This window comes from Candidatus Nitrosopumilus sp. (assembly GCF_029882185.1).
In the GTDB taxonomy this organism is placed as follows: Archaea; Thermoproteota; Nitrososphaeria; order Nitrososphaerales; family Nitrosopumilaceae; genus Nitrosopumilus.
Map to the genome: position 1 here is coordinate 19,377 of NZ_JAOULD010000014.1, position 19,630 is coordinate 39,006.

A 19,630-nucleotide genomic window follows, 5' to 3' on the forward strand; every position below is an offset into this window, starting at 1 on the left:
TGGTTATATATAGCAACAATGGTTTTCACGACATGAGCCAAGATATCAAACAGATGCGAGTGAAAATATTTGACGAGTTATCAAAGATTGTGGATCCAGAAATTAACACATCAATTGTAGAACTTGAATTAATTGATGAGGTTGATATCAACGATAGCAATGTCAAAGTGGATTTACATCTTACAAGTCCATTCTGTCCAGCAGTATTTGGTTTTAAGATCTGTCAAGATGTTCATGACAATCTGCTAAAAGTAGATGGTGTAGAGGATGTTAAAGTAAATGTTTCAAACCACTTTATGGCTGAACAGATTAACAATCAAGTAAACAACAGTCCAAAACCAAAAAAATTAGGTTAGCTTCTAAAACCTAACATATATCCTCGCAGTAGTTGAATTCCCATTGCAGGATCAACTCCTTTTGGACATACTTGACTACAAGAACCAGCAAAATGACATCTCCAGATTCCATGAGAATCATCTATGATTTTTAATCTAGAATCTTTTCCTTTATCTCTGCTATCAGCAACGTATCGATATGCTTGAGCTAATGCTTGAGGACCAACAAATGAAGAGTCAGTTGCCATTGTGGGACATGCAGAATTGCATAAACCACATTTAATGCAGTTGGCAAATTGGATATATTGTTCAACTTCTTCTGGAGATTGCAAGAATTCTTTTTCATTAGATTCTATTTCAGTATCATCACGAATTAGATATGGTTTGATTTTTTGATGAGTGTCAAATAATTTTTCAAACTTTACAGCCAAATCACGAATGATTGGAAAATTGTTCATTGGTTCGACTGTAACAACATCAGAGTTTAATTCACTAATTTTTGTAAAACATGCCAATCTAGGTTTTCCATTGATTATCATTCCACATGAACCGCAAGTTGCTTGTCTGCAAGAGTATCTTACACCAACTGAATGATCATGATGTTTTTTGACATCTAAGATTGCTTCAAGAACAGTTGTCCATTTCTCATATGAAACTGAAAATTCCATAAATCCACTTGACTCGTCATGTTCTGGATTGAATCTAGAAATTCTAAGTGTGATTAATTTTGATGTTGGTGAAGTTTGCTCGTTTGAAATGCTAGATACTTGGGCCATTTCTATACCATCCCCATGTTAGTCATAATAATTGTTCTTGAACCATATGCTATTAATCCAATCATTGCTGCAAGACAACCATACGAGACTGCTTTTTCATAAATTCGTCCTTGTTTTAATTCCAGTAAGATCACTCTTAGCCCATTAAATCCATGTACAGATAATAAAATTAAGATCAATTCTAACATTGCAGCATATGGAATGAATTTGTAATTTGCGAGTACATTTTCATATTCTAAGGATTCTGCAAAGCCCTGTGTAAGACGCATCAAAATATGAACTGCTACTAGGGCTACAGCTGCCAAAGCAGTGCCATAGTGAATTTTCATTATTGTGCTTTCTCTCATATTATTCACCAAACATTACCGCCAAACCGTACATCATTGCAATTGCAGCTAAAAGGATTGCAGAGTATATTCCTATTTTGTGTCTGTAATTTTGGGATGCTGGCTCGTAAGGATAATCAGGTCTTGCAGGTTTTCCTACACCGATTCCTCCATGTCCTAACATTACTCTAATTCCATTTACAGTGTGAAATACACACATTGCAATTACAATTGCCAAAACAAGATGCCCTTCTGTGGTTTGAGTCAATTCAAGAAACTCATTCCAACCAACTTGTCCTCTCAGAATATTACTTGTTTCATAAATATGACCTACAAAATATGCCAGCAATCCCAATCCACTTAGTCTCATTAACCAATATGCAACACGTTCAATTCCATATCGTGTAGGATTGGCCATTCCCTTGATACCTTCTCTATGTTCATCTTTAGACATTAGTACTTCCTCTCCACAGGTTGATATTTAGTAATTGTAACTGGATGTGTTTTCATGATTGGACCATTTGGATCATAATATGCAAGAGTGTGATGTAAAAAGTTAGCATCATCACGCTTTGGAAAATCAGTCCTTGCATGTGCGCCACGAGATTCTTTTCGGTTGATTGCACCAAGCAAAACAATTTCTGCTACTCTAAACATAGAATCAAGCTCCATTACATTTGCAAAATTAGTATTGTATTCTTTTGCTTTATCATCAACATGCTTCCAAGTTTGTTGTTTTAATTCACGAATTTTCTTTAGCCCTTCAACAAGATTTGTTTCATTTTTGTAGACATATGCTTTTTCATTCATAGTATCAGTTAATTGCTGTCTAATTTCATATGGATTAACATCACCGTTTCCTCTAAAGATTCCATCGTAGATTCTCTTCTCCTCAGCAGCAACCAAATGATGAGGCCAAGGATTTGATGATTCATTCTTTTGAATATAGTCAATTGCCAATTCACCTGTAATTTTACCCCAAACGATACATTCTGAGGTAGAATTTGCACCTAAACGATTAGAGCCATGAACACTGTTACAGGCAGCCTCACCTGCAGCCCAAACTCCTTGTATTTCAGTAGCACCGTCAATATCTGTATGTAATCCTCCCATCATGTAATGACAAACAGGTCTGATGTCAAGTAAATCCTGAGCAGGATCTTGACCTGAAAATTTAATTGAAATTTCTCTAATTCCACCTAATTTTTCTTTAATTTTTTCATCACCAAGATGTCGTAAGTCTAGCTTCATGCAATCAACACCAGTTTCATGTTTGAATCCACGTCCTTCTTGAATTTCAGTCATTATTGATCTTGATACAATGTCACGTGGAGCTAATTCCATTTTACCTGCTGCATATGTTTTCATAAATCTCTCTCCCTTATTGTTAAGCAGATATCCTCCTTCACCTCTTGCACCCTCTGTAATTAAAATTCCAGATGGCAAAATCCCTGTAGGATGGAATTGTACAAATTCCATATCTTTGAGTGCCATACCTGCACGTAATCCCATATCTAATCCATCAGGAGTTGAAGATAGTGCATAAGTAGAAAAGCTGTATAATCTTCCAGCACCGCCGGTTGCAATAATGAGAGCTTTGCCTTTGATTGTGTAAAATGTTCCAGAGCCTAATTCAATTGCAGTAACTCCCATGAATCGTTTTCCATCATGAATAATTGATGTAACAAACCATTCGTTAAGATATTCGATATTTTCAAATTTTTGACATGTATCATACAAAGTTTGCATTTCAAAGAAACCAACTTTATCTGATGCATATGTTGCTCTAGGAAAACTATAACCACCGAAATTTCTTTGATCAATTCTACCATCATCTCTTCTAGACCATGGCATTCCCCAATGATCTAACTGACGGATTTCTTGTGGCATTTCAACACATAGTCTTTCAGCTACGTCTTGGTCTGCAAGAAAATCACTTCCTTTTACAGTATCATAAACATGAGATTCAATTGTATCGCCTTCATCTTCAAAAAGAACTGCGGCAGTTCCACCTTCTGCTGAAACAGAATGAGAACGCATTACTTGTACTTTTGAAACAATTCCAATTTTGAGATGAGGCCCTTTTTTGGCTGCAGCAATAGCTGCTCTCAAACCTGCAAGTCCAGAACCACAAATAATCAAATCAAATTCAAGTGAATCTACCATTTTTCAGTCAGACTTGCTTTAAGCGGGATAAATATGTAGTAATTGCTGGGTTTAATCCAAAATATTAAAATATATCACTAGTGATATCACTAGTGATGATCTCAGAGTGGTTTCAAAGAGTAGGAAGCTCAATCCCTAGAGGATTTTCAAGATATTTTATTTTAGAATTATTGAAAAAAATGCCACATACTGGAAAGGAAATAATCGATTATGCAATAGAGCAAAGTAATGGCATTTGGAAACCATCACCTGGATTGATTTATCCGTTGTTAGGAAGATTACTAGATGAAGGGCTCATTGAAGAAACTAAAGATGGAAAATATCAACTAACAAAGAAAGGGAAGGACACAGCAAATGATGTTGATAAAGTAAACGATATTGTTAAGAAACAATTAGAAGTTCTATTCAGACTAGGTAATGTAGGAAGATTTGTTGCAATAGATCTATTGGAAAAGATTTCTGCCATGGGATCTATTCTTAGCTCTAATTTTGCTAATATGACTGACGAGGAGACAAAAAAATACAAACAATTTCTGGAATCAGAATTAAAAAAGATTCAAGAAAAAGACGTAAAGAAAAAAGGTAAAGAGATCAAGATCGAATAAAAAATTCTTACAAAAATAACGCTAATTAAAATCATAAATAATTCATTCAAAAGATAAATTTATGAAAAATTTGAAAAGCATGTTAAAATCAAAAAAACCACTTGTAATTCCTGGTGTTTATGATGCACTTGGTGCAAAAATTGCTCAAAAAGTGGGATTTAATGCCATGTTTCAAACAGGATATGGTACATCTGCAGCATTATTTGGAATGCCAGATTATGGATTTATAGGAGCTGCAGAAACTGTAGATAATGCAAGAAGGATTTGCAGAGCAGTGTCAGTTCCAGTGATTGTTGATTCAGATACAGGATATGGTAATGCATTAAGCGTATGGAAGTTAGTTAAGGAATTAGAATCAGCAGGAGCATCAGGTATTTTTTTAGAGGATCAAAAATGGCCTAAGCGATGCGGGCATATGCAAGGAAAAGATGTTGTATCTCAAGAAGAATATACAGAAAAATTGTCAGCTGCTATGGATGCAAGAGAAAGCAAAGATTTCTTCATTGTTGCAAGAACAGATGCAAGAGCAACCAAAGGACTAGATGAAGCAATACAAAGAGGGAAACAAAATAAGAAGACAGGTGCAGATGCAGTTTTTGTTGAGGCTCCAAGATCAATAGAAGAGATGAAAAAAATAGGCAAGGAGATCAATGCTCCATTAGTTGCAAACATGATTGAGGGAGGAGCTACACCATTAAGCTCTGCTGAAACATTAAGCAAAATGGGATTCAATATTATTTTGTATCCATTGTCAGTTTTGTATGCAAATGCATTTGCAACAATGAATATCCTACAAGAGTTAAAGAATGCAGGAAACACATCAAAGTACAAACAAAAAGTTGTAAATTTTGATCAGTTTAATGACTTAGTTGAACTTTCAAAGTTTAGAAAAATGGAAAAAAGATACGAAAAGTTAAAGAAATGATAAAATAAAAAATTTCAAGTAAAGTACAGTTAACTTGTATTTCTCTTTACTTCAATTTCTATTGTTGAAACGTTTCTTGTTCTACCGTCTTGTGACTCTAATGATTCTGAGCCAATTTTTATTTCTCCTATAGAGTAGCCTGCATTTTCTGTCTTTCTTGCAATGATTTGAGCTACATCGACAGCACGTCCAATGCTGAGTCCTCTAGCTTTGATGTTGACGGATGGTAAGTTTGCCAATTGAATTAGCGTTGATGTGACATATGCCATCAAGGGTTTCTTACCAATGAATACGGTGTCTCTTGTTTCAGTTGACATACGAATTTTGGTATTTAAGGATAATTTAAAGCTAAAAGGACATTTTCTAATTAAATGAAAAAATTTTGAAAAATTTGAACCATTATTAACTAGAAACAAGGAATTTGAATTAAGGTTGGAAAATATTTTAAAAGTTTTAGAATTGGGAAGTGCTGGAGAAAAAATCAAAATTTTAGAAACTTTGAATGATGTCAATAATCCAGAGATTTTAGAAAAAATAATTTCAAAATTGGATGATGATAATGTCGAAGTTAGAGGAGAAGCGTTTAGTGCACTACTATTAAATAAAAATAAAATTTCAGATTTTTTAATACATAGTTTGAATGCATCAAATAAGAACATCAGAGGTTTTGTATCACTAGTATTAGCAAATAGAAACGAAACATCATCTATTCCTGAAATAATCAAATTAACAAAAGACGAACGTTCAATGGTCAGATCATGTGCAATAGGAGCATTAGGATATCTAAAAGCGAAAGAATCTAAAGACATTTTCATAGATGCATTATCAGACTCTAACATAGAAGTAAAGAAAAGTGCATTACAGGCAATTATTGATCTAAAAATTATAGTTTCAAAAGAAAAAATCAATGAATGTTTTAAAGAAAAAGATTCTGAAATTGAAAAAATGGTTTCATTGATAAAAAAATAAGTGGACCGGAAGGGATTTGAACCCTCGATCCGATGCATGCCATGCACCTATCCTACCGGACTAGACGACCGGCCCAACTAATCAGAAATACTGATTGAACTACATTTTTAAAATTGGTTATTAACGTTTAGCGATCTAAAATATAATCTAGTAATGAAATTAACACAATATATTTAAAGTCTAAAATCATGGTTGAATCGTTATGGTAGTAGATAACAAAGCAACTGTCACTTATGTACAGTTATTGAAAGAAGACCTAGTAATTATTAGATTGGTTCCAAAAGATGGTCCTGTCCCAGAATACAAGGCTGGTCAATTCATTACATTGGGATTACCAAACCCTGTAGAAAATGGAAAAATTGTTAGAAGGGCATATTCAATTGCATCACATCCAGAAAATAGAGATTATGTAGAGTTAGTTATCAGATGGGTAAGAAAACCACTACCTGGAAGATTAACTACACAAATTTTCAATATCAAAGAAGGAGATGAAATCCTTTGGTTAAAACCAACAGGTAGAGCTTTATTGATTAATGAAGAATTCACAAATGGTGAAAAAGACAACAGACGAATTGTCTGCATTGGTGGAGGAACAGGTTTGGCACCATTTGTAAGCTTTGCACAACATCTTCATGATTCTGGAGATAAACGAGAGATCATAGTATTGCACGGAGCAAGTTATGTTGATGAATTAAGCTATAAAGATTTGCTAACTAATCTTGAAAATGAAAGTATTGCAAGAGGTAAGGATCAATGGAATTTTAGATACAGGGCTGCAATTAGTAGACCACAAGAATGGTTTAACAGATCATGGGCAGGTCAAGTAGGAAGAGTTGAAACATTTCTAAGACCAAAAGACAGCGGATTATCCTCATTAGAAGAATTAATCGGAGATAAGATCACAAAAGAAAACACAATTTTCTATGTTTGTGGATGGCAAGGAACTATTGATGGCGTGATGGACTTTTTGAATCCTAAAGGTTTTGTTACCGAGCACGATAAACGTGAAGACGGAAGCTTTGAAGTCAAATACGAATCATACGGATAGAATTTTTTAAAAATCAATCATTGAAATATGAGAATTTATTAGATAATGCAAATTGGTTACAGCACTATATCTTGCACATCTAAATCCAGTGACAAATGCACATATTGAAATTATTAAAGAATTAAAAAAACAGGCAGATATTGTCAAGGTCATGCCAGTTGTTTTCAAGGATGGTGACAGAGAAATTAACAGTAAGAGCTTCCCATTTAATTTTGAAGCTAGAAAAAAAATGTTAGAAGTAATTTTTGGAGATTCAATTAAAATTACAGATGATTACTCTTTTCAAGCACCATTCAAAAAATATTTGCCGCCGTTAGTAAGAAGAAAGTCATGGAAATTGAGAAAACAAATTCTTGGTGGTATTGAAGGAGATTATTTTTCTTATACTGGAGATAAGGCTGAAGGATACATGCTGAAAATGTATAGATTAAGACCAAAAATAGGGGAGAGAAAATCGCTTTCAGCAACATCAGTTAAAGAAAAATTGTATGATGCAGCACTTGGAAAAAAATCATCATGGAAAGAAGATGTTCCTGAAGAGATTATCAATATCATAGAGGAGGAATGGAAAACAGTCGAAAAATTTGCTAACGAGGAAGATCAAACCACAAGAATTGTAGGAATGAAATTTCCCAAAGAAGGATATTCAAAATAGATTAATACATAGCAAATAAAAGTCTCCCATGACACTTCCACTTTCAAAATATGTCTGGTTTGATGGAAAGTATGTTCTTACAGAAAAAGCTCTAGTCCCAATTACAACACATGCAATCCATTACGGAACATCAATCTTTGAAGGAATAAGAGCATATTGGAATGGAAAAAATCTCAACATATTCAGACTCGATGAGCATGTAAAACGATTTAGAAGATCAGGACAATTTTACAATATTTCACTCAATTTTTCAGATAAGGAAATTACTGATGCAATAATTGGAATATGTAAAAAAAATAAAATAAAAAAATCTTGTTACATTAGACCGTTTTATTTTGTAGGTGAATATGGGATTAACCTGTATGTAACTGAAAAAGCTCCAACATCTGTTGCAATCTTTACATTTCCTTTTGGAAACTTGTTTAACAAAAACGGAATAAATGCGGGTGTTGTATCTTGGAAGAAATTTTCAGACGCATCAACACCGCCACAAGCAAAAATGGGAGGAAACTATCTAAATTCCATTATTGCCACACAAGAAGCAAAACGAAATGGATTTGATGAAGCAATATTGCTTGATCATAATGGAAATGTCAGTGAAGCACCGGGAGAGAATATTTTCATAGTAAGAAATGGTCAATTAGTTACGCCATCACTTGCATCATCAGCATTAGAAGGAATAACGCGTGATGCAGTAATCAAAATTGGAAAAGATTTGGATTTGGATGTAGTTGAAAGAGATATTGCAAGAAGTGAGTTGATCATATCTGAAGAAATCTTCTTGACAGGTACGGCAGCAGAGATTATACCCATCATAAAGATGGATTCAAAACAAATTGGAAATGGAAAACCTGGAGACATTACAAAAAAAATGATGTTAGAGTATACAGAGATAGTCATGAACAAAAATGATGATTATTCTCACTGGTTAACAGAGGTATATTAAATGAAAATCGTCCAGATTGGAACTGGTGGATGGGGCAAAAACCATACCAGAATTTTATCAGAATTAGGAGTACTAGTAGCTGTATGTGATGTAGATTTTCAAAAAAGCAAGGAATACGGTGAAAAATATTCAGTTAATCATTATGAATTTCTTGATGAATTATTAAGTGCAGAAGAATTTGATGGAGCTTTTGTAGTTACTCCAACATCAACTCATACTGATATTGCGAAGAAATTGCTAGAATCAAAAAAACATGTATTTGTAGAAAAACCAATGACTTACAAATCAGAAGACGGTCAAAACCTTGTAAAACTTGCAGAAAAAAACAAAGTGATTCTTACATGTGGATATATAGAAAGATTCAATCCAGCAGTAGGTGTTGTTAAAAAAATGGTCAAAGCCAAAAAATATGGAGATTTAGTAATGCTTGAATTTCACAGAGGAAATAGAATGCCTTTACACATTAAAGATGTCGGAATTATTTATGATACATCAGTTCATGATATTGACACATCTAACTGGTTGTTTGATGATATGCCACAAGTAGTATTTGCAAGAGCAGGGAAAATAAAACATGAACATGAAGATTTTGCAAGTATTATGTTAGGATATAAAAATGATAAAGTTGCAATCATTTCATCGAATTGGATTACACCAAAAAAATTAAGAAAGTTCAATGCAGTATGTACTGATGCAATTATTTCATCAGACTTTATCACTCAAGAAATCACTGTAGAAAAAGATGAAGAATCAGAAATTGTTCAAAATGAAAAACAAGAACCACTACTACTTGAAATTCAAAGTTTTCTTGGTGCTATTGAAGGCAAAAATGAGCATATAGTAAAATCACAAGAAGCAGTAAATGTTACAAAGATAGCCGAAGCTGCACTTTTATCTAGTCAAAAGGGAATTCCTATCTATCTGGATCTAAAATGAACAAAACAATGATAGATATTTTGGCATGTCCAATTGACAAAAATCATCCTTTAGAATTATTTGAGATAAATGGAAAAGAAGACGTCATATCAGAAGGCGCAATATTTTGTCCAAAATGTTCTAGATTCTATCCAATAATAGAGGAAATTCCTATTATGCTTCCTGATGAACTACGAGATAAAAAACAAGAAATTGAATTTCTGAAAAAATTCAAGGACCAACTACCTGAAAAAATTATTACAAAAGCAAATCCATGGCACTTGTGAGAGAATGGTAACTAATTTCATATCAGAAAAAGCAAAAATTGGAAAAAATGTTCAGATTTGGCATTTTTCATATATTGGCAATGATGTAGAAATTGGGGACAATGTCAAGATCGGTTCTCTTGCACATGTAGATTATGATGTAAAAATTGGTGAAAACACCAAGATTGAAGGTCAAGCATACATTCCATCACTGTCTAGAATTGGAAAGAATGTTTTCATTGGTCCAGCTGCAGTATTGACAAATGATCCTTTTCCAATGTGTGATAAAATGATAGGAGTTACAATTGAAGATGATGTAATAATTGGGGCTCGTGCAGTAATCAAAGCAGGTGTAACCATAGGGAGAAACAGTGTAGTTGCAATGGGTGCAATTGTAACAAGAGATGTTCCTGAAAATTCTGTAGTCATGGGATCTCCAGCTTCAATCAGATATACAAGAGAAGAATATGATAAAAAACAAAGACGGTGGAAGGAAAGTTAAAGTTTAATTTCTTTTTTGAATACCCAGTTTTTTATTTTTGACAAAATTAAAATCCAAATTACAACTAACACTAATGCAATTACAGCTTGAATCATAGATGAAACAAACCAATCAAATTCTCCAAATCCAGAAACTGAAATTGGTCCAAGAAGAGTGACTATAATTCCACCCCCAATAATGATCAAACACCACATTGCAAACAAAAATCCAAAGAGCTCAGACTTCAAAGTGAAACTCCCATCATCAATGCAGTAATTACTGCCAAAAATCCTGAAAAAATTGCCAGTTTGAAAATTGCAAATCCTACTTGTTTTTCAGACATTGGGCCTCCTCCTGCAAGAATTAATCTCACTAAAGTTACAGGTGCTTTCTTGTCATCTGTTGCTTGTAATTTGAAATCTACCGTATGTTCTACAGGTTTTCCCTTGATTTGCCTATGTTCTACAACTCGTTTTACGCTTGATAGGAACAAAAATGAGTTAATTACTGCAGGTAACAGAGCAACTGCTGCAATAATTTCCACATCACCGACAATTGCAATACCACCATACATTGCACCCAAAGCTAAAGCTCCTGAATCCCCAGGAAAAATCTTGCTTGGGACTTTATGAAATTTGTAAAAAGCTAATGAAACAACTCCAAGCGGTAAACTTACGACTGCAATCTCATAGTTTTGCACAATAAACAAACAAAGTGATAATGAAAAACTAGCAATTACCATAAATCCACTTGCAACACCATTTAAAACATCAATAGAGTTGATTGTGTTTCCGGTAATAGGAATCATGAAAATAATCAATGCAAGATACAATACCGGAATTTGTACTGCACCGAACAATGGAAATACTAGATAAGAATCATATGTACCTAATGCAATGATTGGAATTGCAGCTACAGCTAGTGCAACAGGTTTGAACCATCCACCCATTACTTTTCTATCATCAACATACCCAATTACAAACGCTGCAGATGTCGTAATCAGTATAGCAAGAATCTCATTTAATTGTAAAAATGCATATAGAATAATTTCAGATATAATAATTCCTGCAATAATGGCAGGACCACCAGGTCTTACTACCATTACATCTTCTTTTTTGTTCATGTCTTTTACTGTAAAATTTTGTTTTTCTAAAAATTTGATTAAAGGTGGCGTCATGATATAGACCACTGCAAGCGCTGCAACACATGAAATTATAGTAGGAATCAATAAGTCAATCAATTATCTAACCTTTTGTAACTCAGCCTTTATGTTATCCGCAATGGTTGAACCAATTTTATCAATCTCTGCCAATTTATTCACAGGGATTTTCCTCAGATCATCTAGATTTTTTATTCCATTTTTAAAAAGAATTCTAGCCCTTACTCTTCCAATTCCTTTAACCCTGACTAAATCAAGTAATTCATCTTTTATTCCATAGATTACTCTATTTCTCAAATCACCTAATTCCTGAAGTAAATCAGCTCTTTCCACATGCTTAGAAATCTCCCTAAGGCAATAAGATAGCCAATTAGCATTCTCAGTCATCCTATGCATGTCTCCAGACTCGATTCCAAGGCTGTCAGAGAGAGACAATTCAGTATATTCAGAAATCCAGTAATGTAAAGCCAAAAGACTGCGTGAGCAACCATATTCTGAGATAGGCTCTAGCAATTGTGACGAATTATTTTCAATCATCAAACTGGCAGTTTCATAATCTTTTTGTCGAAGAGAGAATTTTGGAAAGAATTCTTCACAATTTGTAATTAAATGTAAAAATCCAAAAGTATGTTTTTTTTCTTGTGAAATGTTTTCAATTGAATCTCTAAAGTATGTTGCAGTTAATGGATCTATGTACAACATAGAGGCCTTTTTTCCAAATTCAGTTGCAGCATAGCGTTCACCTTTTTTGATTATCAGAAATTTGCTAGCAAGAAAACGTAATGAAATATCAATTGCAAATTTTAATGTAGGCTTTCTTGATTGTAATCCTCCTAATGTTTGTAAAAAGAATTCAAAGATTTCTTCTTTTTTAATTCCTGGATGTGTAACTATTATACTCAAGATATGCGTTCGTAAAGACTTGTCATCAGTAATTTTTGATTCAATAGGTTCAGGTTCTCCATTAATGTAGTATTCAATTAGATCCTCAGTGTTACCATTTCCAACAATTATTGATTCTCCATAATCATCATATTGTGGCCTTCCTGCTCTTCCACAAAGCTGTTTGTATTCTAAAATACTGATGGGTCTGTTTGCCCCAACTTTTGCATTATACCTATTTATATTTGAAATAACTACTCTTCTTGCAGGAAGATTAACACCTGCAGCTAAAGTTGGAGTTGATGACAATAGCTTAATCGTGCCCTTACGAAATTCTGCCTCAATTGTTTCTCTACACTTTTGATTTAATCCTGCATGGTGAAATGCAACTCCTTTTTTTACAAGCAGAGCCAAAGTTTTCACTAATTCAGTATGTTCATTTTCTGATAGAAGTTTTTTTGATGTTTTTTCAAGATCAACAATATCTTTTTTTTCTAAAATTTGTGAAATTGCATCAGCAGCTTTTGTTGCAAGTGATTTTGAGCGAGTTCTAGTCTCTGCAAAAACTAGTGATTGACCTCCTTGTTGTACAGATTGTACGCCTAAATCAATAGGAGTTCCCCTCAAACTACGCTCAACTTCAAAGGTTTTACCATCACTCATGATGACTAGACCCTCATCACATACTCCTTCGGATAAAGGAACAGGTCTCCAGTCATTTTTTACCAGTTTGCATTCAAGCCAATCTGCAATTTCATCTGAATTAGTTATTGTTGCGCTTAGACCAACTATCTGCGGTTTTGTTTCCAATAGTTTTAGCTGTGTTAAAATCATTTCAAGTGTAGGGCCTCTACTTTCATCTCCAAGCAAATGTACTTCATCAGAAATTACTAATCCTATATCATCAACCCATTCAGCACCATGCCTAATGATAGAATCCATTTTTTCATTTGTTAAAATTAAAACATTACTTTTCTCTAAATTTTTTTCAATATTTTCAAAATCACCGGTAGATATTGCGACCTTGATCTTATTTCCTATAGAAATTTTTTCCAATTTTTTAAACTCTGTGAATTTTTCAGCGGCTAGTGCTCGTAATGGACTGAGGTAAATTACCTTTCCTTTGTTTTGAGATAAATAACTCAACATTGCAAGCATTGCAATCAAAGTTTTTCCACTTGCAGTAGGAGCTGAAACTAGAATATTTTTTCCATCTAATAATCCGGATTTCACACTATCAGCTTGTGGTGGATATAATTTTTCAAAACCTTGTGATTTTAGAAATTCAATTGCAGACTTGGGAAGTTTTAATTTTTCTATATTCATACTCGGTTATAATGACCGGGTTTTGATTCATAAATAGATGCTTCTCTAAGCATTCTTCGGATATAGTTTCTTGCCTCTTCTTCGGTGAATTTCTCACTTTTCTCTAGTTCTTTAACAAAAGTTTTCTCTTCAACTGGAACCTTATTGTCTCCTTCAAGACCTTTTAGTACATCCATGAACAATTGCATTTTTGAAACTTCACTTCTTGGTTTTCCTTGCAAGACGCCAAGATCTACCTTACCAGTATTGACATCAACTCCTGCGTCTTGAAGCATACTCTGAATTAGAAATATTGCACGCTCTGCATCTTCCTCCTCTACCTTATCTTTCATAAGTAATCTTGCCCTTGCAGTGGAGAGTCGAATAATTCCTTCCAATTGTCTAGGAGTGACTGTAATCATTTCTTCAGATTCTACATTTCTCATCTGTAGATAATAATCCAGTATTTTGGCTTCTGCCTCTTGTGTCAATTCGGGTTCACCACGTTTTGCATATGACAGATATTTTGTTAACAAGTCAACTTCAATGACTGATTTTTTATCAGTCCCTTGTGTTGTGTTTCTTCGAATAATGTGTTTTGCAATTTGCATATCTCTTTCTTTAGTTGGAATATCTCTTACAACAAATATCAAGTCAAATCTTGTAAGAAGTGGAATTGGAAGATTTACATTTTCTGTAATATTTTTGAAAGGGTCATATTTTCCATACATAGGGTTTGCTGCAGCCAAGATAGAAGTTCTTGCATTTAGTGTAGCTACAATACCACCTTTTGCAATACTTGCAGATTGTTGTTCCATGACTTCGTGTAATGCACTTCTGTCTTCGGGTTTCATCTTATCAAATTCGTCTATACTTACAAGACCTTGATCACCTAATACAACAGCACCAGCTTCTAACATCATGATTCCTGTTTTGTCTCTAACTACAGCAGCTGTAAGTCCTGCAGCTGTAGAACCCCTACCAGAGGTATACAAACCTCGCGGAGCAATTCTTGCACAAAACTTTAGCATCTCAGATTTTGCGGTACCAGGATCTCCTACAAGAAATACGTTAATGTCTCCTCTAATCTTACTTCCATCACCAAGCAATCTTTGATTAGAACCAACAATAAGTAAAAGAATAGCTTCTTTGATCAATGTTTGACCTTGAATATGAGGAGCAAACGAATCTATCAGTCTTTGATAAACATCAGAGCTTTGACTAAGAGATTTGATTAATTTTTCTTCCTCAGGAGAAATTTCCTCTCTGCCAATTTTTCTGTCAGTTTTAGAACCACGTCCACTTAGAAATTCAATATTATTTCCTTCAATTCTTAATCTGTACAATCCACTATGTCCTCTCTGAACTCCAGCAACAGATTCTTGCTCTACTCTGACCACACCAGTAAGAATAATCCTGTCTCCTGGCCTTGAATTATCCACCAAATCCTGCCTGGTTGTAACATCGATATAATGAGGTAGTTGTCCAGGTGGTAAATCTTCAGGAAGTTCTTGTAATCTCAAAATTTGAAAATCGATAAACTTGCTTGCTTCTGGTTTTAATTCAAAGTCACGATGTTTACAAGACGGATTATCACAAACTATTGGCATTTTTACATCCATTCCTTTTAGTTGAATTACTTTGGTTTGATGTTCATCAGGACATACAAAAACTAGTTCTTTTGCAAGGGGTTTCACTTCAGATGCACGAACTACCATTCCAGAAACACTGGTAATTTTTCCAATTGTTTCAGCATTGATTTGTCTTAAACTTCGTTCTAATGGGAAATTAATTAATCTTACACGAACTTCATCTTTAATTTTTTCTGCATATTCAGGAAATCTTGTTTGTAATGCTTCTTTGATTGCTCTTGAAAAAGCATCAAAAATTCTATCAGGGTTTTGTGAAAAGATTGCCTCAATTTGTGGTTCTACCACCAAATCATTATAATCAACGATGATATACTTTGCATTCTTTGGCATCATCTCGTCGATTGCATCTACATACTTGTAATTACCACCTCTATCTTTGAATCGAGTAAGGAATTCCTTTACCCTATCAGATAATGCAGAGTCAGTGAATGTGCTAGCTTGAGCTGTGCTCATTTCTTTCTCCTCTTATTTGTTTTTCAAACTCCACACTATTATCATGTATTGTTTTATAGAAAACATTCTCCTCAACAGTTAGCTTGTTGTAAAGTTCTGAGTTTAGTTTAATGGAGTCTGCTATTTTTACTAGTTTGCCCCTTCTCATTCTAAATAATTCCAACATCATACTCTCAACTTTATCAAAATCATCACGATTCAATTCTTTCATGGATTCTTTTAGTTTGATGTAAAAGTGGGGATCAAGTGTAGAGATTTGATATTCACCAACCATTTTTTCTTTAGATAGTGCTTGTTTTAGTTGTGTGATCATATCAGGAGAATCCAATGTGCCAATTTTATTATCTGTAAGAATTTTTCCTACCCATTGAGGCATGTTATTTGTATCGCCTTGTGAGCCTTCAATTTTCATTCCAGCCACATTATACTTGAAATCTTGATTTATCGTAACCTTAGCATCCTTTAGGCGGTATCCAATTGAATGCACTTTTTCTATTTTCTCTATTTCCATTTGAGATCACTTAATCTGATTTAGATCCTCAAGTAAGGGATCGATCAATTCTGTTAACAATTTAGTGAGATCAATTGATCCTAATTAATTGCAGGCTGATCGGATAAAATTACACATGATTTTGATTTTAGCATATAGGATATTACAATAACCAATTCGGATTTATTAATGGGATTTAGTCTTTGGTACACATGACTGCAACTGGAATGTGGGTAGAAAAATACCGTCCAACGAAACTTTCTGAAGTTGTTAATCAAACTGAGATTATTGGAAGTCTGGAAGCTTTAATCAAAGACCCAACAGATATGCCTCATTTGATGTTTTCAGGATCCGCAGGAGTTGGAAAGACTACTGTTGCATTATGTATTTCAAGACAGATTTTAGGAGATTATGCTAAAGACTACACATTGGAGCTAAATGCATCTGATGAGAGAGGCATAGGAATGGTCAGAGAAAAAGTAAAGAAATTCTCCAGATTTGCAGGGATGGGAGAAGTTCCATTCAAGATCATCATCTTAGATGAAGCAGATGAGATGACTGCTGATGCTCAAACAGCATTAAGACGAATAATAGAAGATACTGCTAAAATTTGCAGATTTATTTTCATTGCCAATAATATTTCAAAAATCATAGATCCAATTCAAAGTAGATGTGCCACCTTCAAGTTTACATCAATTCCAGAAGAAGATATGATTGAAAGACTAGAAGATATTGCTAAAAAAGAGAAAGTAAAATCAGACAAAAAAGGGCTAAAGGCAATATACGATTATTCAGAGGGAGACCTAAGACATGCAATCAATTTATTACAGGCAACTGCAAGTCTTGGTGCAATTACAGAAGAGCATGTAAAGTCATCAGCTGGATTGACAAAAACTACTGATGTTGATGAGGTTCTAAAAATTGCACTTTCTGGCAAAGTACCAGAAGCTAGAGAAAAAATGATTGAGTTAATCAAAGTTTATGGCATGTCAGAATCAGATTTTTTAAAATATCTAAACTCGGCAGTGTTCAAATCAAAACATGACAAACTCACAGATATTCTTGAGATAATTGCAAAGTATGATTATAGAGTTCTAGTTGGAGCAAATTCCGAAATTCAATTATCTGCAATGTTAGCAGAATTATCTAAAGTAGAAAATTGAAAACGCAGAGAGGGCCTATAAGGTTTTTGGTAACCCACAATTAACAAAAATTTAGAATTTGTTGTAACAAACAAGCAAAAAATAGTTTACTTGTTTCATATTCTCAAACTGAGATTTTTTGTTCATATTAATTTCTATATTTATTAATAATTTACAGATTGAAAAAGTTTTCTCACATAAAAAATCAAGTTCAAATTTGACTGAGAGCACAACGTGCATGGGGATATAGTCAAGATATTAGAAACAATACCCACGTGTAAAACATGAATTTCAAAAAACAGAATTTCTATAAGATGATAACCTGTCTTAATTCATCTGGCGTGTTTGCCAAAAAATCAGGATTCTCATTTATGAGTGCATCTTTTGTGTTGTATCCCCATGTGACTGCAACTGACTTGATACCTGATTTTCTTGCAGCCTCAATGTCCCTTACTTCGTCGCACACGTAGAATACCTCACTTTTGCTTACCTTTCGTTGTTTTATGATCTTGTTGATCATGTGACTCTTTCCAAAGACGCTTTTTCCAGTACGTATAAAATCAAAAAAATCCAATTCATTCTTGTCAAGAAACTGTTTTACATTTTCCTGTGTGTTTGATGTTAAAATTCCCAGATGAAAATGCTCATCATTATTCAATTCAGACAAAAGCGGAGAGAGGTTCATTGTTGGTACCATATTAGTTATCTCCTTGTTTATTTCTGAATGTATTTTCTTTATCCATGATGGAAGTTTGAATATTGAAATTCCAAGATATGAAAGAATTTCTCTTGGTTTCTTTCCTTGCAGGTATGGGATGTCTTCCTTTGTGACTCTTTTGTAGCCAAAGTGTTCAGCGTTGTCATTGACTATCTTAACAACTGAATCCAAGGTATTTGCAATGGTTCCATCAAAATCAAAAATGATCGTCTTACTCATTTCTTTTCCAAATGGAATTTGCAATTAATTGCAACAATATCACAGGATGAAATATTATTGCAGGAGATTTTATCATGTGCATCATTTGTAAAAATGATTTTGTAGCAAGTTTACTTTTAGGTCCAAGTAACAATACTTTTTGAGCATGATTCTGCACTAATTTTGTAATTGCATCAGGTCTTTTGCCTACAGTTGTGGGCCATCTGAGGTCCTCACTTGTACCAAGAATCCAGGGTAACAATATTGTTTTTGCAAGCCTTTTTTGAAATTTCTTTGTGAAATTCTTATCAAAATTTTGGTTTCTTAACATACTGTCTAGCACTTTGACACCAAGTGCAGCTGAAGTAATTCCTTGTCCATAAAATGGGTTGAAAACTGCTACTGCATCTCCCAACACTATAAAATTCTCAGGCCATCTAGACATGGATTCATAATGGTATCTTCGACTTCCTTGCACTTGATATCCGTATATCTCTGAATCTGGAATGGCATCTTTCATGGCATCATACAATTCGTCACTTTCAAGACTCTTGGCAAATTCTAAAAACCCTTTCTCATCTGTAGGAGGGTACACTTTTCCAATCCCAGACAAAAAAACCAACCATTTGTCGTTTTCTATTGGATATATCGCCCCTAGTCTGGGATTAGTTATTGGATTGCTTAGTATTGACAACATCTTCCATTTTCTCTCAACATTCTTTGGTGGAATGTATCTTCTCGTGGCATAGCCTACAAAGGAATCTACTCTGGTATCTGTGAGTTTTGGATAGCCTATATTTTCTAACCAATCCGACGCTCTTGTATTTCTTCCAGTGCAATCGACAATTAGATCAGCATGAATTTCTTCATTTGCAATTGTCTTTAGACTGATCTTGTTTGTATCTTCTAAAACAAATGATGAGATTGCCTTGTTATCCTGTATCTTAATCTTTGAGATTTTTTGTACTTGGTGTCTTATTGTATTTTCTAAAAGTGTTCTTGTGCAGGTAAATGTAACTACTCCTGACTCAAATCTTTGCGCCCATCCACTTGGCAGACAAAATCTTCCGTCATTTAAAAAATCGATCTTGTTTGCTCCATTTTTAACAAGATCTCCTTCTAAATCTGGAAAAAAATCTTGAAGAATCTCCTTTCCCTTTACAAGCAACAGATGGATGTGATTGGCTTGAGGTGTTCCATTTCTTACTTTGCCGTCAT

23 protein-coding genes and 1 tRNA gene are annotated in these 19,630 nt (G+C 34.1%); 11 read left to right on the plus strand and 13 right to left on the minus strand.

Annotated features, from left to right (window positions below; genetic code table 11):
* The first annotated feature begins 32 nt into the window (after positions 1 to 32).
* Entirely contained in the window at positions 33 to 356 is a 324-nt protein-coding gene (locus OEW78_RS05665) for an iron-sulfur cluster assembly protein (protein ID WP_300325362.1), read from the plus strand.
* On the opposite strand, the gene OEW78_RS05670 is transcribed toward OEW78_RS05665, so the two are convergent.
* From OEW78_RS05670 to OEW78_RS05685, 4 genes are read right to left on the minus strand one after another with little or no spacing between them, the layout of a single operon-like run.
* A complete protein-coding gene (locus tag OEW78_RS05670; RefSeq protein WP_300325365.1) occupies positions 353 to 1,111 on the minus strand; it encodes a succinate dehydrogenase iron-sulfur subunit in 759 nt (252 codons plus the stop codon). The genes OEW78_RS05665 and OEW78_RS05670 overlap by 4 nt on opposite strands.
* Before the next feature lie 2 nt (positions 1,112 to 1,113).
* Entirely contained in the window at positions 1,114 to 1,458 is a 345-nt protein-coding gene (locus OEW78_RS05675) for a succinate dehydrogenase (protein WP_300325368.1), read from the minus strand.
* Position 1,459: 1 nt separating this feature from the next.
* The gene (locus OEW78_RS05680) at positions 1,460 to 1,891 is read right to left on the minus strand and encodes a succinate dehydrogenase (protein ID WP_300325370.1); all 432 of its coding nucleotides are present in this window, start codon (positions 1,889 to 1,891) and stop codon (positions 1,460 to 1,462) included.
* Positions 1,891 to 3,603 (minus strand): succinate dehydrogenase/fumarate reductase flavoprotein subunit, encoded by a 1,713-nt coding sequence (locus OEW78_RS05685; protein WP_300325373.1) that lies wholly within the window; start codon positions 3,601 to 3,603, stop codon positions 1,891 to 1,893. Before OEW78_RS05685 ends, OEW78_RS05680 begins: the two co-directional genes overlap by 1 nt.
* A gap of 95 nt (positions 3,604 to 3,698) precedes the next feature.
* Here OEW78_RS05685 and OEW78_RS05690 point away from each other — a divergent pair, with 95 nt between their 5' ends.
* Both OEW78_RS05690 and OEW78_RS05695 read left to right on the plus strand, forming a co-directional pair.
* Positions 3,699 to 4,208 (plus strand): PadR family transcriptional regulator, encoded by a 510-nt coding sequence (locus OEW78_RS05690; RefSeq protein WP_300325426.1) that lies wholly within the window; start codon positions 3,699 to 3,701, stop codon positions 4,206 to 4,208.
* Between the two features lie 79 nt (positions 4,209 to 4,287).
* On the plus strand, positions 4,288 to 5,133 hold the full coding sequence (locus tag OEW78_RS05695) for an isocitrate lyase/PEP mutase family protein (RefSeq protein WP_366523038.1): 846 nt from the start codon (positions 4,288 to 4,290) through the stop codon (positions 5,131 to 5,133).
* 29 nt (positions 5,134 to 5,162) lie between these two features.
* Here OEW78_RS05695 and OEW78_RS05700 read toward each other — a convergent pair whose 3' ends face one another.
* Positions 5,163 to 5,450, minus strand: a complete 288-nt coding sequence (locus OEW78_RS05700; protein WP_300325378.1) for a DNA-binding protein — start codon at positions 5,448 to 5,450, stop codon at positions 5,163 to 5,165.
* Between the two features lie 115 nt (positions 5,451 to 5,565).
* Between OEW78_RS05700 and OEW78_RS05705 the strand changes: the two genes are divergently transcribed.
* Positions 5,566 to 6,102, plus strand: a complete 537-nt coding sequence (locus OEW78_RS05705; protein ID WP_300325381.1) for a HEAT repeat domain-containing protein — start codon at positions 5,566 to 5,568, stop codon at positions 6,100 to 6,102.
* Between the two features lies 1 nt (position 6,103).
* On the opposite strand, the gene OEW78_RS05710 is transcribed toward OEW78_RS05705, so the two are convergent.
* Positions 6,104 to 6,177, minus strand: a tRNA-Ala gene (locus tag OEW78_RS05710).
* Positions 6,178 to 6,304: 127 nt separating this feature from the next.
* Between OEW78_RS05710 and OEW78_RS05715 the strand changes: the two genes are divergently transcribed.
* The 6 genes from OEW78_RS05715 to OEW78_RS05740 are packed head-to-tail and all read left to right on the plus strand — an operon-like array spanning position 6,305 to position 10,434.
* The gene (locus OEW78_RS05715; protein ID WP_300325384.1) at positions 6,305 to 7,150 is read left to right on the plus strand and encodes an FAD-binding oxidoreductase; all 846 of its coding nucleotides are present in this window, start codon (positions 6,305 to 6,307) and stop codon (positions 7,148 to 7,150) included.
* Between the two features lie 52 nt (positions 7,151 to 7,202).
* Positions 7,203 to 7,805: a hypothetical protein gene (locus OEW78_RS05720; RefSeq protein ID WP_300325387.1), complete on the plus strand. Its 603-nt coding sequence runs from the start codon at positions 7,203 to 7,205 to the stop codon at positions 7,803 to 7,805.
* Between the two features lie 28 nt (positions 7,806 to 7,833).
* Positions 7,834 to 8,751 carry a branched-chain amino acid transaminase gene (locus tag OEW78_RS05725; protein ID WP_300325389.1) on the plus strand — a complete coding sequence of 306 codons (918 nt, stop codon included), beginning with the start codon at positions 7,834 to 7,836 and terminating at the stop codon, positions 8,749 to 8,751.
* Positions 8,752 to 9,687 (plus strand): Gfo/Idh/MocA family oxidoreductase, encoded by a 936-nt coding sequence (locus OEW78_RS05730; RefSeq protein WP_300325394.1) that lies wholly within the window; start codon positions 8,752 to 8,754, stop codon positions 9,685 to 9,687.
* Positions 9,684 to 9,953: a Trm112 family protein gene (locus tag OEW78_RS05735; protein WP_300325397.1), complete on the plus strand. Its 270-nt coding sequence runs from the start codon at positions 9,684 to 9,686 to the stop codon at positions 9,951 to 9,953. The genes OEW78_RS05730 and OEW78_RS05735 overlap by 4 nt, the downstream gene beginning before the upstream one ends.
* A gap of 4 nt (positions 9,954 to 9,957) precedes the next feature.
* Positions 9,958 to 10,434, plus strand: coding sequence for an acyltransferase (locus tag OEW78_RS05740; RefSeq protein ID WP_300325400.1), 477 nt, complete (start codon positions 9,958 to 9,960; stop codon positions 10,432 to 10,434).
* On the opposite strand, the gene OEW78_RS05745 is transcribed toward OEW78_RS05740, so the two are convergent.
* From OEW78_RS05745 to OEW78_RS05765, 5 genes are read right to left on the minus strand one after another with little or no spacing between them, the layout of a single operon-like run.
* Positions 10,431 to 10,661: a hypothetical protein gene (locus OEW78_RS05745; RefSeq protein ID WP_300325403.1), complete on the minus strand. Its 231-nt coding sequence runs from the start codon at positions 10,659 to 10,661 to the stop codon at positions 10,431 to 10,433. The genes OEW78_RS05740 and OEW78_RS05745 overlap by 4 nt on opposite strands.
* Positions 10,658 to 11,653, minus strand: a complete 996-nt coding sequence (locus OEW78_RS05750) for a glycosyltransferase 4 family protein (RefSeq protein ID WP_300325406.1) — start codon at positions 11,651 to 11,653, stop codon at positions 10,658 to 10,660. The genes OEW78_RS05745 and OEW78_RS05750 overlap by 4 nt, the downstream gene beginning before the upstream one ends.
* The gene (locus tag OEW78_RS05755) at positions 11,654 to 13,780 is read right to left on the minus strand and encodes a DEAD/DEAH box helicase (RefSeq protein ID WP_300325409.1); all 2,127 of its coding nucleotides are present in this window, start codon (positions 13,778 to 13,780) and stop codon (positions 11,654 to 11,656) included.
* A complete protein-coding gene (locus OEW78_RS05760) occupies positions 13,777 to 15,864 on the minus strand; it encodes a minichromosome maintenance protein MCM (protein ID WP_300325412.1) in 2,088 nt (695 codons plus the stop codon). Before OEW78_RS05760 ends, OEW78_RS05755 begins: the two co-directional genes overlap by 4 nt.
* Positions 15,845 to 16,375: a DNA replication complex GINS family protein gene (locus OEW78_RS05765; RefSeq protein ID WP_300325415.1), complete on the minus strand. Its 531-nt coding sequence runs from the start codon at positions 16,373 to 16,375 to the stop codon at positions 15,845 to 15,847. Before OEW78_RS05765 ends, OEW78_RS05760 begins: the two co-directional genes overlap by 20 nt.
* Positions 16,376 to 16,566: 191 nt before the next feature.
* Between OEW78_RS05765 and OEW78_RS05770 the strand changes: the two genes are divergently transcribed.
* Complete coding sequence (locus OEW78_RS05770; protein WP_300325418.1) at positions 16,567 to 17,517, plus strand: replication factor C small subunit; 951 nt, start codon at positions 16,567 to 16,569, stop codon at positions 17,515 to 17,517.
* A 286-nt stretch (positions 17,518 to 17,803) separates the two neighbouring features.
* On the opposite strand, the gene OEW78_RS05775 is transcribed toward OEW78_RS05770, so the two are convergent.
* Both OEW78_RS05775 and OEW78_RS05780 read right to left on the minus strand, forming a co-directional pair.
* Positions 17,804 to 18,433, minus strand: coding sequence for an HAD-IA family hydrolase (locus OEW78_RS05775; protein WP_300325420.1), 630 nt, complete (start codon positions 18,431 to 18,433; stop codon positions 17,804 to 17,806).
* A partial coding sequence (locus tag OEW78_RS05780; RefSeq protein ID WP_300325423.1) for a hypothetical protein occupies positions 18,426 to 19,630 on the minus strand: 1,205 nt, incomplete at its 5' end. The genes OEW78_RS05780 and OEW78_RS05775, both read right to left, overlap by 8 nt.

Coding starts and splice junctions, on each gene's coding strand:
- OEW78_RS05665 (WP_300325362.1), top strand. CDS start 33: ATGAGCCAAGATATCAAACAGATGCGAGTGAAAATATTTGACGAGTTA.
- OEW78_RS05670 (WP_300325365.1), bottom strand. CDS start 1,111: ATGGCCCAAGTATCTAGCATTTCAAACGAGCAAACTTCACCAACATCA.
- OEW78_RS05675 (WP_300325368.1), bottom strand. CDS start 1,458: ATGAGAGAAAGCACAATAATGAAAATTCACTATGGCACTGCTTTGGCA.
- OEW78_RS05680 (WP_300325370.1), bottom strand. CDS start 1,891: ATGTCTAAAGATGAACATAGAGAAGGTATCAAGGGAATGGCCAATCCT.
- OEW78_RS05685 (WP_300325373.1), bottom strand. CDS start 3,603: ATGGTAGATTCACTTGAATTTGATTTGATTATTTGTGGTTCTGGACTT.
- OEW78_RS05690 (WP_300325426.1), top strand. CDS start 3,699: ATGATCTCAGAGTGGTTTCAAAGAGTAGGAAGCTCAATCCCTAGAGGA.
- OEW78_RS05695 (WP_366523038.1), top strand. CDS start 4,288: ATGTTAAAATCAAAAAAACCACTTGTAATTCCTGGTGTTTATGATGCA.
- OEW78_RS05700 (WP_300325378.1), bottom strand. CDS start 5,450: ATGTCAACTGAAACAAGAGACACCGTATTCATTGGTAAGAAACCCTTG.
- OEW78_RS05715 (WP_300325384.1), top strand. CDS start 6,305: ATGGTAGTAGATAACAAAGCAACTGTCACTTATGTACAGTTATTGAAA.
- OEW78_RS05725 (WP_300325389.1), top strand. CDS start 7,834: ATGACACTTCCACTTTCAAAATATGTCTGGTTTGATGGAAAGTATGTT.
- OEW78_RS05730 (WP_300325394.1), top strand. CDS start 8,752: ATGAAAATCGTCCAGATTGGAACTGGTGGATGGGGCAAAAACCATACC.
- OEW78_RS05735 (WP_300325397.1), top strand. CDS start 9,684: ATGAACAAAACAATGATAGATATTTTGGCATGTCCAATTGACAAAAAT.
- OEW78_RS05740 (WP_300325400.1), top strand. CDS start 9,958: ATGGTAACTAATTTCATATCAGAAAAAGCAAAAATTGGAAAAAATGTT.
- OEW78_RS05755 (WP_300325409.1), bottom strand. CDS start 13,780: ATGAATATAGAAAAATTAAAACTTCCCAAGTCTGCAATTGAATTTCTA.
- OEW78_RS05760 (WP_300325412.1), bottom strand. CDS start 15,864: ATGAGCACAGCTCAAGCTAGCACATTCACTGACTCTGCATTATCTGAT.
- OEW78_RS05765 (WP_300325415.1), bottom strand. CDS start 16,375: ATGGAAATAGAGAAAATAGAAAAAGTGCATTCAATTGGATACCGCCTA.
- OEW78_RS05770 (WP_300325418.1), top strand. CDS start 16,567: ATGACTGCAACTGGAATGTGGGTAGAAAAATACCGTCCAACGAAACTT.
- OEW78_RS05775 (WP_300325420.1), bottom strand. CDS start 18,433: ATGAGTAAGACGATCATTTTTGATTTTGATGGAACCATTGCAAATACC.